The following is a 12207-nucleotide window of genomic DNA, read 5'->3' as shown; positions in this document are numbered from 1 at the left end:
TCCGATTGCTTCTTATTGGGCAGGGCTGGATGGGGTGACCACGACGTCGGCGCGCACGGCACGCACATCGAGGCTGATCTGGTATTCGGTGTATTGGCGCGCGGGCACGTTGATCACCGTGCGCCATTGCGCGCGGTCCAGCTCGCGATAGCCCACCAGCAAGCCGATCTGGCGTGTGGACGGGTCGAGGTCGCGCTGGATGCTCAGTTGCTCGCCGGGCTGCACCATCACTTCGTCCTGGTCCAGCAGGTCCAGGCCCAGGGTGGATTGGGCACGGTCGGCCAATGCGAAGTAATCGGAGCGGGCGAAGGTGGCGGCGTTTTTCAGTTCGAAGATGCGCACCCGCACTGGCGCGGCTTGGCCGTTGGCGCCGGGGTTGAGCCCGTTGATCGCATGAAAGTGCAGCTCGACGGCGGCCGTCTCCGCTTCGGTCTCAGCGGTGGTTTCGGGTTTGGCGGCGTCTTTGGCACACGCCGTCAGCAGCAGCAAGGTGGCGGCTGCGAGTAAAAACCTGGGAATCATCCTGCGTCCTCAATGACGTGTTTAGCTATCCGTTTATCCATGTGTTGCGGCGCGGTTTTATCGACGCTGTCGTGTGCTGTGCTCTTCGTAGGCCCGGCTGAATTCACGACCGAACAGGTCCTGGAAATCTTCCTGGGCCTCGCGGGAAATATTGCTGTAGAGCTCGGTGAACTGCTGCCAGTACTGGGCTTGGCGTGAGCCGTTGAAAATACTCGAGAGCCCGCCGGGCTTGCCCATGCGCTCTTCCAGTTGTGCTGGCTCAAAGCGCGTGAGCAGGTGTTTGATCGCCGCTTCCACGCCTGCCATCACCGCCAGTTGGTGGGCGCGCAGATCGTTGAAACTGTCACGCACGGCGGCATCCGGCGCCATAAACGCTTGGTTACCGTGGCGAAGCAAAAGCAGTAACGCTTCGTCGGCATTCGGGGCGAATTTCAACGGATTGTTTTCAGCGGGCTGGATCATGGTCTGCTGCATGCGGAACTCGCCCTTGAGGCTGGCGCGGGCACGCAACACGTCGATCAGGCCTTCGACCATCAGGCGGTAGCTGCGGCCGATGTTTTCCATCTGGGCCTCGGCCTGGGCTTTGTCCAGGCGCAGTTGATCGAGGCCAGCGCCGCGCAGAAAGGCTTGCAGGAGGTCGGTTTGCTGAGTGTTTGCCACAGGCTCGACCGCAGGTGGCGGCTGAATGACCGGTGCGGGCGGTGGTGCAACGGACGCAGGTGCATCGCCAAACAGGTCCCAATCCTCGGGAATCACCGAGCCCGAAACCACGGGTTTCTCGAGCGCAACCGGCGTCGGCGGACGGAAGTCATGCTGCTCGGACGGCACATGGTCCGGCACGGTCGGCGGCGGCACAGCAGTGGGGCTGAGGAAGTCGAACAGGTCCGGCAGCGTGTCCATCGACGAAGCGCCCTGGAACTGCGGCGCGATCACCGGCACCGGAGCAGGCTTGTTCGCCACGGCGCCCATCAGCGCTTCAAAGCTGTTCGGTGAATCGCCGGCAAACGGCTGGCTGTCGACGGCCTGCACGTTGAAATCGATACGCGCCTGAATCTCGTAATCGCCGATGCGGATCAACTCGCCATCTTGCAACAGCTCGCTATTACCTCTACGCAAACGAATACCGGCGTTAACCAACTCCACTCCGTTTGTACTGTTATCCGTTAGATAATAACGACCATCTTTGTATTGAATAACGCAATGTTGCGAGGAGACCAGGCGCTCTGGGTCAGGCAATACCCAGTCATTATCGGAACTGCGGCCAATAGCCATCGAGCCCTGACTCATGGACTTTTCGGAGCACTGCCCAGGGGTAATCTTGTGATAACTAGTGATAGTCAAACACAGCGACATCTTGCCTCCTTGCTGATACTTCGCGCGCGGTCGATTCCCAGGACAGCGCCTCCCGGGATATCGCCATCAGGTCGAGCAATCGACCGTCTAAAACCTGCCAATGCCAGCATGATCGCTGATCTTAACTGGGCTCTATGACAAAAATCCTGTCCCGGTGCGTCGTTCGACCCACCAGTCGCGCAGGTTGTTAAGCACCGCACATCTGTCACAGAGGGCGAATAGCTTACCTTGACAAGGCATAAGTACTACACCAAAAATGCACAACTTCTTGAATACCAGTGATGGCACATTAGTGGCATCTTGCTTATATGACCAAGAAAACATGCAAAGTTCCTCGCGCAACTAATGCATGAATTGCCCGCCATCTAACGGGCTGATAGGGAGATCAAATTCAGTGGATGTGCCGTTGCTGCTCACCGCCGTTTCCGCGACTTCGCCCTGTGGCGAAGACATGGAATATGACGCGCAATTTCTGCAATTGGAGCGTGATGCCAAGGGCCAACCCGAGCGCAGCATGGGCGACTCCATCCTGCCCGCTGAACCGCCGGAATGGCGCAGCATCCAGCAGCAAAGCCTCGACTTGCTCGCGCGCAGCAAAGACTTGCGCATCACCCATTTCCTGCTGCAAAGCGCCCTCGCCCTCCAGGGTGTGGCGGGCCTTGCCGAAGCACTGACGCTGATCGACGCGTTGCTGCGCGATTACTGGGCCGACCTGCACCCGCGCCTGGATGCCGACGACGACAACGACCCCACCGTGCGCATCAACGCCCTCACCGGCCTGACCTGCGACACCAACATTCGCTTGCTGCGTGAAAGCATCCTCACGCGTTCGCGCACTTTCGGGCCCGTGAGCCTGCGCGCGGCGCTCAACGCCAGTGGCCTGTTGAGCTTCCCCGACGAGCAACTCGGCGCCCAGCAGCTCAACGCCGCGTTCCTCGACAGCGACCCCGAGCACCTGCAAGCCACCCGCGACTCGCTGATTGCGGCGCGTGCGGCGTGTGAAGCCATCGAACGGCAGGTCAACGATCAGGTCGGTTCTGCCCAGGGCGTTGACCTCAGTGCCTTGAAGCAACCGCTCAAACAAGCGTTGCAGATCCTCAATCAAGCGGTGCCCGGCACCGACAGTAGCAGCGAACCCGAGGCCGTCAGTGACGACAATGCCCCCTCGGCCGACTTCGCCGCTGCGCCCGCAGCACCGCGCCCGGTTGGCGATATCGCCAGCCGCGACGACGTGCTGCGCAGCCTCGACAAGATCCTTGCGTACTACACCCGGCACGAGCCCTCGAGCCCGCTGCCGGTGCTGTTGAACCGGGCGAAGCATCTGGTGCACGCCGACTTCGCGGCCATCGTGCGCAATCTGATTCCCGACGGCATGTCCCAATTTGAAAACCTGCGCGGCCCGGACGGCGAATAAACCGCCCGACTGTGCAGTAACAACACCGTCGCTCAAGCGACCAGGAGCAGCAACGTGGCGAAGCAAAGTTCTCAGAAATTCATCGCGCGCAACCGCGCGCCTCGAGTGCAGATCGAGTACGACGTCGAGCTTTACGGCGCCGAGAAAAAGGTCCAACTGCCCTTCGTGATGGGCGTGATGGCCGACCTCGCCGGCAAGCCCGCCGAGCCTCTGGCGCCGGTGGCCGACCGCAAGTTCCTTGAAGTGGACGTCGACAACTTCGACTCGCGCCTCAAGGCGATGCAGCCGCGCGTGGCGTTCCACGTACCGAACGAGTTGACCGGCGAAGGCAACCTGAGCCTGGACATCACCTTCGAAAGCATGGACGACTTCAGCCCGGCCGCCGTGGCCCGTAAGGTCGACTCGCTGAACCAACTGCTCGAAGCCCGCACCCAACTGGCCAACCTGCTGACCTACATGGACGGCAAGACCGGCGCTGAAGAAATCATCATGAAGGCGATCAAGGACCCGGCACTGCTCCAGGCACTTGCCAGCGCGCCGAAGCCTGCAGGGGATCAGTAATCATGACCGACAATACCGCCCGCGAAGGCAGCCAGATCCTGGGTGCCACCGAAGAAGCCAGCGAGTTCGCCAACCTGCTGCTGCAAGAGTTCAAGCCCAAGACCGAGCGTGCCCGCGAAGCCGTGGAAACCGCGGTGCGCACCTTGGCCGAACAGGCTCTGGCGCAGACCGACCTGGTGTCCAATGACGCGATCAAGTCGATCGAATCGATCATCGCCGCCATCGACGCCAAGCTGACCGCCCAGGTCAACCAGATCATCCATCACCAGGATTTCCAGCAGCTGGAAAGCGCCTGGCGTGGCCTGCACTACTTGGTCAACAACACCGAGAGCGATGAGCAACTGAAGATCCGCGTGCTCAACATCTCCAAGCCGGACCTGCACAAGACCCTGAAGAAATTCAAAGGCACCGCGTGGGACCAGAGCCCGATCTTCAAGAAGATGTACGAAGAAGAATACGGCCAGTTCGGCGGCGAACCCTACGGCTGCCTGGTGGGCGACTACTACTTCGACCAGTCGCCACCGGACGTGGAACTGCTGGGCGAACTGTCGAAAGTCTGCGCAGCGATGCACTCGCCGTTCATCGCTGCGGCGTCGCCGACTGTGATGGGCATGGGCTCGTGGCAGGAACTGTCGAACCCGCGCGACCTGACCAAGATCTTCACCACCCCGGAATACGCGGGCTGGCGTTCGCTGCGTGAATCGGAAGACTCGCGCTACATCGGCCTGACCATGCCGCGCTTCCTGGCGCGCCTGCCGTACGGCGCCAAGACGGATCCGGTGGAAGCCTTCGCCTTCGAAGAAAACACCGACGGTGCCGACAGCTCCAAATACACCTGGGCCAACGCCGCGTACGCGATGGCAGTGAACATCAACCGTTCGTTCAAACACTACGGCTGGTGCTCGCGCATCCGTGGCATCGAGTCTGGCGGTGAAGTGGAAAACCTGCCGGCGCACACGTTCCCTACCGATGACGGTGGCGTGGACATGAAGTGCCCGACCGAAATCGCCATCAGCGACCGCCGTGAAGCGGAGCTGGCGAAGAACGGTTTCATGCCGCTGCTGCACAAGAAAAACACCGACTTCGCCGCGTTCATTGGCGCCCAGTCGTTGCAGAAACCGGCCGAATACGATGACCCGGACGCCACCGCCAACGCCAACCTGGCCGCACGCCTGCCGTACCTGTTCGCCACCTGCCGTTTCGCCCACTACTTGAAGTGCATCGTGCGCGACAAGATCGGTTCCTTCAAAGAGAAGGACGAAATGCAGCGCTGGTTGCAGGACTGGATCCTCAACTACGTGGACGGTGACCCTGCGCACTCCACCGAAACCACCAAGGCCCAGCACCCATTGGCGGCTGCCGAAGTGATCGTGGAAGAAGTGGAAGGCAACCCGGGTTACTACAACTCCAAGTTCTACCTGCGCCCGCACTATCAGCTTGAAGGGCTGACGGTGTCGTTGCGCCTGGTATCGAAGCTGCCTTCGGCGAAAAGCGCGTAAGAACCCGCATCGCCCTTTGTAGGAGCCGGCTTGCCGGCGATGGCGATCTTGAGGACGCCATCGCCGGCAAGCCGGCTCCTACAGGGACACGGCGTTAACCAAATATCGTGGCTGAGACCACACAGGGAGAAAACATGGCTGTTGATATTTTCATCAAGATCGGCGACATCAAGGGCGAGTCCATGGACAAGGCCCACAAGGACGAAATCGACGTGCTGAACTGGAGCTGGGGCATGGCCCAGTCCGGCAACATGCACGTGGGCGGTGGCGGCGGCGCGGGCAAGGTGAATATCCAGGACCTGTCGCTGACCAAGTACGTCGACAAGGCCTCGCCGAACCTGATGATGCACTGTGCCAGCGGCAAGCACATCGACAAGGTCAAGCTGACCGTGCGCAAGGCCGGTGGCGAAAGCCAGGTCGAGTACATGGTGATCAACCTGGAAGAAGTGCTGGTGACCTCCCTCAGCACCGGCGGTTCGGGCACCGATGACCGCCTGACCGAGAACGTCACCCTGAACTTCGCCCAAGTGATGGTCGACTACCAGCCGCAGAAAGCCGACGGCACCAAAGACGGCGGCGCGATCAAGTTTGGCTGGAACATCCGTTCCAACACCAAGCGCTGATAGCCCTTGAGGCCGTGGCTTCGCGCCACGGCCGCAGCCCACTTGTCCCTCTCACAACCCGTCCGTGGAGCCGCTTTGGTGGTCACTGAAATCGCTTCCCGCGACCGTCTGCAACCGTCCCTGTTGGACCGGTTGACTGACGACGATCCAACCAACCCCAAGGAAAGCGCCGACAAACGCGTGCTGTCCCTGACCCAATTGAAAGCCTCGGTGCTGCGCGACCTGGCGTGGCTGCTCAACACCACGTCGTTGCTCGATACCGACGCCACGTTGCACACACCGGCCGGTACGTCGGTGGTCAACTACGGCCTGCCGGCGCTGGCGGGCAACAGTGTTTCCAGTGTGGATATCAAGGCGCTGGAGGCCTTGATCTACCAGGCTATCGCCACCTTTGAACCGCGCATTCTGCGCCACACCCTGCGCGTCAAAGCCCGCGTCGGCCATGGCGAGATGAACCATAACGCGCTGAGTTTCGAGATCGAAGGCGACCTGTGGGCACAGCCGGTGCCGTTGCGCCTGCTGCTGCAAACCGATCTCGACCTGGAGTCCGGCCACGTGCGTGTCGTGAATGCCGACCAGCGGAGACGCCCATGAACCCGCGCCTGCTGGAGCTGTACAACCAGGAACTGCACCACGTGCGCGAAAGCGCCGCCGAGTTCGCCAAGGAATACCCGAAGATCGCCAGTCGGCTGACCCTGTCCGGTATGGACTGCGCCGACCCGTACGTCGAACGTTTGCTCGAGGGCTTTGCCTACCTCACGGCCCGCGTGCAGCTCAAGCTCGACGCCGAGTACCCGACCTTCACCCACAACCTGCTGGAAATCGCCTACCCGCATTACCTGGCACCCACGCCGTCGATGACCGTGGTGCAATTGCAGACCGACCCGGATGAAGGTTCGCTGGCCAGTGGTTTCCCGCTGCCCCGCGACACCGTATTGCGTGCTGCGCTGGGCCGCGAAACCCAGACCTGCTGCGAGTACCGCACCGCGCACCCGGTGACGCTGTGGCCGTTGCAGGTGAGCAATGCCGAATACTTCGGCAACCCTGCCGCCGTGTTGGGTCGCCTGGCGGCCAGTGAGCCGAAAGCCAAGGCCGGCCTGCGCCTGACCCTGCGCACCGGCGCCGAATTACCGTTCAACAGCCTCGACCTGGATAACCTGCCGCTCTATCTCAGCGGTGCCGACGAGCAACCATTCCGCCTCTACGAACAACTGCTGGGCAACGCCTGCGCGGTGTTTGCACGCAAGCCGGGTGGCGATTGGGTCGAACGCCTGCCGCAGGATGCACTGCGCTCCCGTGGTTTTGACGATGCCGACGCCGCCATGCCGGTGGTCGCACGCGCGTTCCAGGGCTATCGCCTGTTGCAGGAATACTTCGCCCTGCCCCACCGTTACCTGTTCGTCGAGTTCGCTGAACTGAGCCGTGCGGTCAAACGCTGCGACGGCCAGGAGCTGGAGCTGATCGTGTTGTTCGACCGTCATGAGCCAAGCTTGGAAGGCAGTGTCGGCGCGGCGCAATTCCTGCCGTTCTGTACGCCGGCAATCAACCTGTTCCCCAAGCGCGTCGACCGCATCCACTTGTCCGACCGGGTCAACGAACACCATGTGATCGCCGACCGCACGCGGCCGATGGACTTCGAGATTCACTCGTTGAGCGGCATCACCGGTCACGGTACCGGGCCGGAGCAGCCGTTTTTGCCGTTCTATGCCGTGCGTGATCCGTCGCGCTACGGCCGTGATCAGGCCTATTACACCGTACGCCGGGAGCCCCGCGTCTTATCCAGCGACCAGCGCCGCAACGGTCCACGCTCCACCTATGTGGGCAGCGAGACCTTTGTCAGCCTGGTGGACAGCCGCCAAGCGCCCTACGGCCATGACCTGCGCCAACTCGGCGTGACGGCGCTGTGCACCAACCGCGACTTGCCCCTGTTCATGAGCATTGGCAACGGCAAGACCGACTTCACCCTGGCCGACAGCGCCCCGGTGCTGTCCGTGCGTTGTGTGGCAGGCCCGAGCCGCCCGCGCGCCAGCCATGCCCATGACGCCAAGGCCTGGCGCTTGATCAGCCAGTTGTCGCTCAACTACCTGTCCCTGAGCGAACAGGGCCAAGGCGCGGCGGCCTTGCGCGAACTGCTGCGCCTGTACGGCGACAGCAACGACGCCGCCCTGCAATTGCAGATCGAAGGCCTGCGCGAGGTCAGCAGCAAAGCCGTGACCCGACGTTTGCCGATGCCCGGCCCGATCGTGTTTGGCCGTGGCCTGGAAATCACCTTGGAATTCGATGAAAACGCGTTTCGCGGCACCGGCGTGTTCCTGCTCGGTGCGGTGCTGGAACGCTTCCTGGCACGCTACGTGTCGATCAACAGCTTTACCGAGACGGTGATCCGTACCACCGAACGCGGCGAGATCATGCGATGGAAAGCCAAGCCCGGACGGCGTCCGACCCTGTGAGTACCCTGGATGCGATGCATCAGGAGCCCTGGGAATACGATTTCTTCCAGGCGCTGCGGCGTATCGAGTGCGAATCGCCGGGCCTGCCGCGCCTGGGTCATTCCCTGCGCCTGGCGGATGACCCGTTGCGCCTGGGCCAGCAGGCTGATTGCACCTTTGCGCCGGCCACCCTGGCCTCGGTCGATCCCGGTGGCGACGGCAAGCCGGCGCGGCTAGAGCAATTCTTCTTCGGCCTGGGCGGCCCCAATGGCCCGCTGCCGCTGCACATCACCGAGTACGTGCGCGAGCGTCAGCGCAACAACGCCGACAGCACCAGCAAACAGTTTTTGGACGTGTTCCACCATCGCCTGCTCAGCCTGTTTTACCGGGCGTGGGCCGAGGCGCGGCCGACGGTCAGCCACGACCGCCCGGACGATGATTACTGGTCCGCGCGCCTCGCCGCCCTGAGTGGACGCGGTATGCCGAGCCTGCTGAATCAGGGGCTCATCCCGGACACCGCGAAGCTGCATTACAGCGGCCACCTGTCGGCGCAAACCCGCTATCCAGACGGTCTGAAAGCGATTCTCAGCGAGTACTTCGGCCTGCCGGTGGAGATTGAAGAGTACGTCGGCCAATGGTTGGAACTGCCCGAGCGCAGCCGCGTCAGCGTGAGCGCCAACCGCCTGGGCGTGGACTTTTGCCTGGGCAGTTTCGTGTGGGACCGCCAGCACAAGTTCCGCATCCGCCTGGGGCCGCTCACGCTGGATGACTACATGGGCATGCTGCCTGGCCACCAGCCGTTCAACGAGCTGGTGGCGTGGGTGGCCGAGTACCTGGGCCATGAACTGGACTGGGACCTCAACCTGGTTTTGCAACAATCCGAAGTGCCGGCGCTGCAACTCAATGGTCAGTTCCGCCTGGGCTTCAACACCTGGCTCGGCAAGCCCGAGCATGACGCCAACGACCTAATCCTGGCTCGGCATTACGCCGATCACGCCACCACCTCAAGGAATCCAGAGCATGGGTGAAATCAGTCGCGCCGCACTGTTCGGCAAACTCAACAGCGTGGCCTACAAGGCCATCGAAGCCGCCACCGTGTTCTGCAAACTGCGGGGCAATCCGTATGTGGAACTGGCCCACTGGTTTCACCAGTTGCTGCAATTGCAGGACTCGGACCTGCACCGCATCATCCGCCAGTTCAACGTGGAGCCGGCGCGCCTGGCCCGTGACCTGACCGAAACGCTGGACCGTTTGCCGCGTGGCTCGACGTCGATCACCGACCTCTCCTCCCATGTGGAAGAAGCCGTGGAACGCGGTTGGGTCTACGGCAGCCTGATGTTTGGAGAAAGCCAGGTGCGTACCGGCTACTTGGTGCTCGGTATCCTGAAGACGCCTAGCCTGCGTCATGCGCTGTTGGGCTTGTCTGCCGAGTTCGACAAGATCAAGGCCGAGGCCCTGAGCGAGCGTTTCGACGAGTACGTCGGTGATTCGCCGGAGAACGCGCTGAGCGCCAGTGATGGTTTCAATGCCGGTGCCGTGCCCGGTGAAGCCAGCGGTGCCATGGCGCCGAGCGCGATGGGCAAGCAGGAAGCCCTCAAGCGCTTCACGGTCGACCTGACCGAACAGGCCCGCAGCGGCAAGCTCGACCCGATTGTTGGCCGTGACGAAGAGATCCGCCAACTGGTCGACATCCTCATGCGTCGGCGCCAGAACAACCCGATCCTCACTGGCGAAGCCGGGGTGGGCAAGACCGCCGTAGTCGAAGGTTTCGCCCTGCGCATCGTCGCCGGTGACGTGCCGCCAGCCCTGAAAGACGTGGAACTGCGCAGCCTCGACGTGGGCCTGCTGCAAGCTGGCGCGAGCATGAAAGGCGAGTTCGAACAGCGCCTGCGCCAGGTCATCGAAGACGTGCAGGCGTCGCCCAAGCCGATCATCCTGTTCATCGACGAAGCGCACACGCTGGTCGGTGCAGGTGGCGCCGCCGGCACCGGTGATGCGGCCAACCTGCTCAAGCCTGCCCTGGCCCGCGGTACTTTGCGCACCGTGGCCGCGACCACCTGGGCCGAGTACAAAAAGCACATTGAGAAAGACCCGGCCCTGACCCGCCGCTTTCAGGTGGTGCAGGTGGCCGAGCCGTCGGAAGACAAAGCGTTGCTGATGATGCGTGGCGTGGCGTCGACCATGGAGAAACACCACCAGGTGCAAATCCTCGACGAAGCGCTGGAAGCCTCGGTGAAGCTGTCCCACCGCTACATCCCGGCGCGCCAGTTGCCGGACAAATCCGTGAGCCTGCTGGACACCGCCTGCGCCCGCGTCGCCATCAGCCTGCACGCGGTGCCCGCGGAAGTGGACGACAGCCGTCGTCGCATCGAGGCGCTGGAAACCGAGTTGCAAATCATCGCCCGTGAGCATGCCATCGGCATTGTGATCGGTGCGCGCCAAACCAACACCGAGGCGCTGTTGAGCGCTGAGCGTGAGCGTCTGGCGACCTTGGAAAGCCGCTGGGCCGAAGAGAAAGCCCTGGTGGATGAACTGCTCGCCACCCGTGCAACGCTGCGTGAAAAGGCGGGCGTGGTGGACAGTGGCAACGATGAATTGCGCGCCCAACTGGTCGACCTGCAACAGCGCCTGACCGCCCTGCAAGGCGAAACCCCGCTGATCCTGCCCACCGTGGATTACCAGGCCGTGGCCTCGGTGGTCGCTGACTGGACCGGCATTCCGGTCGGTCGCATGGCGCGCAATGAACTGGAGACCGTGCTCAACCTCGACCAGCACCTGAAAAAACGCATCATCGGCCAGGACCATGCCCTGCAGATGATCGCCAAGCGCATCCAGACCTCCCGCGCCGGCCTCGACAACCCGAGCAAGCCGATTGGCGTGTTCATGCTCGCCGGCACCTCCGGGGTGGGCAAGACCGAAACTGCCCTGGCCCTGGCCGAAGCCATGTACGGCGGTGAGCAGAACGTCATCACCATCAACATGAGCGAATTCCAGGAAGCCCACACGGTGTCGACCCTCAAGGGCGCGCCACCCGGCTATATCGGCTACGGCGAAGGCGGCGTGCTGACCGAAGCGGTGCGGCGCAAACCCTACAGCGTGGTGCTGCTGGACGAGGTGGAAAAAGCCCACCCGGACGTGCATGAAATCTTCTTCCAGGTGTTCGACAAGGGCGTGATGGAAGACGGCGAAGGCCGGGTGATCGACTTCAAGAACACCCTGATCCTGCTGACCACCAACGCCGGCACCGAGCTGATTTCCCACGTCTGCAAAGACCCGGCGAACATCCCTGAACCGGAAGAAATCGCCAAGGCTTTGCGCCAGCCGCTGCTGGAGATCTTCCCGCCAGCCCTGCTCGGCCGTCTGGTGACCATCCCTTACTACCCGCTCAGCGACGAAATGCTCAAGGCGATCACCCGCCTGCAACTGGGCCGCATCAAGAAGCGTGTGGAGAGCACGCACAAGGTGGCCTTCGATTACGACGACGCGGTGGTCGACCTGATCGTCTCGCGCTGCACCGAGACCGAAAGTGGCGGGCGCATGATCGACACCATTCTGACCAACAGCCTGCTGCCGGACATGAGCCGTGAGTTCCTCACGCGCATGCTCGAAGGCAAGGCCCTGGCGGGTGTGCGGATCAGCAGCCGAGATAATGAATTGCACTACGACTTCAGCGACGCCAACTGACGGAACACCATTCAACTGTAGGAGCCGGCTTGCCGGCGATAGCGGCCTGACATTCAACATTGATGTTGGTTGATACACCGCTATCGCTGGCAAGCCAGCTCCTACAGGGGTTCGGTTTCGTC

General features: G+C 62.3%; 10 protein-coding genes. 8 read left to right on the top strand and 2 right to left on the bottom strand.

Features of this window, described 5'->3' with window-relative positions; genetic code table 11:
* Window positions 1-12: 12 nt before the first annotated feature.
* Both tssJ and tagH read right to left on the bottom strand, forming a co-directional pair.
* On the bottom strand, window positions 13-522 hold the full coding sequence (tssJ, locus tag HX868_RS27675; RefSeq protein WP_177005029.1) for a type VI secretion system lipoprotein TssJ: 510 nt from the start codon (window positions 520-522) through the stop codon (window positions 13-15).
* Window positions 523-579: 57 nt separating this feature from the next.
* Entirely contained in the window at window positions 580-1875 is a 1296-nt protein-coding gene (gene tagH, locus HX868_RS27670; RefSeq protein WP_177005028.1) for a type VI secretion system-associated FHA domain protein TagH, read from the bottom strand.
* A 394-nt stretch (window positions 1876-2269) separates the two neighbouring features.
* Between tagH and tssA the strand changes: the two genes are divergently transcribed.
* The 8 genes from tssA (at window position 2270) to tssH (ending at window position 12085) form a co-directional block, all read left to right on the top strand.
* Window positions 2270-3289 carry a type VI secretion system protein TssA gene (gene tssA / locus HX868_RS27665; protein WP_177005027.1) on the top strand — a complete coding sequence of 340 codons (1020 nt, stop codon included), beginning with the start codon at window positions 2270-2272 and terminating at the stop codon, window positions 3287-3289.
* A 54-nt stretch (window positions 3290-3343) separates the two neighbouring features.
* Window positions 3344-3850, top strand: a complete 507-nt coding sequence (gene tssB, locus HX868_RS27660; protein WP_010207547.1) for a type VI secretion system contractile sheath small subunit — start codon at window positions 3344-3346, stop codon at window positions 3848-3850.
* A 2-nt stretch (window positions 3851-3852) separates the two neighbouring features.
* The gene (tssC, locus tag HX868_RS27655) at window positions 3853-5349 is read left to right on the top strand and encodes a type VI secretion system contractile sheath large subunit (protein WP_010207548.1); all 1497 of its coding nucleotides are present in this window, start codon (window positions 3853-3855) and stop codon (window positions 5347-5349) included.
* Window positions 5350-5483: 134 nt separating this feature from the next.
* A complete protein-coding gene (locus HX868_RS27650) occupies window positions 5484-5972 on the top strand; it encodes an Hcp family type VI secretion system effector (protein ID WP_005792512.1) in 489 nt (162 codons plus the stop codon).
* A 78-nt stretch (window positions 5973-6050) separates the two neighbouring features.
* A complete protein-coding gene (tssE, locus tag HX868_RS27645) occupies window positions 6051-6566 on the top strand; it encodes a type VI secretion system baseplate subunit TssE (protein ID WP_177005026.1) in 516 nt (171 codons plus the stop codon).
* A complete protein-coding gene (tssF, locus tag HX868_RS27640) occupies window positions 6563-8422 on the top strand; it encodes a type VI secretion system baseplate subunit TssF (RefSeq protein ID WP_177005025.1) in 1860 nt (619 codons plus the stop codon). Before tssE ends, tssF begins: the two co-directional genes overlap by 4 nt.
* Complete coding sequence (gene tssG, locus HX868_RS27635; RefSeq protein ID WP_177005024.1) at window positions 8386-9429, top strand: type VI secretion system baseplate subunit TssG; 1044 nt, start codon at window positions 8386-8388, stop codon at window positions 9427-9429. Before tssF ends, tssG begins: the two co-directional genes overlap by 37 nt.
* A complete protein-coding gene (gene tssH / locus HX868_RS27630) occupies window positions 9422-12085 on the top strand; it encodes a type VI secretion system ATPase TssH (protein WP_177005023.1) in 2664 nt (887 codons plus the stop codon). Before tssG ends, tssH begins: the two co-directional genes overlap by 8 nt.
* Window positions 12086-12207 lie beyond the last annotated feature (122 nt).

This window comes from Pseudomonas reactans, from assembly GCF_013385825.1.
Taxonomy (GTDB): Bacteria; Pseudomonadota; Gammaproteobacteria; order Pseudomonadales; family Pseudomonadaceae; genus Aquipseudomonas; species Aquipseudomonas reactans.
This window is presented reverse-complemented; position numbering and strand designations above follow the sequence as displayed.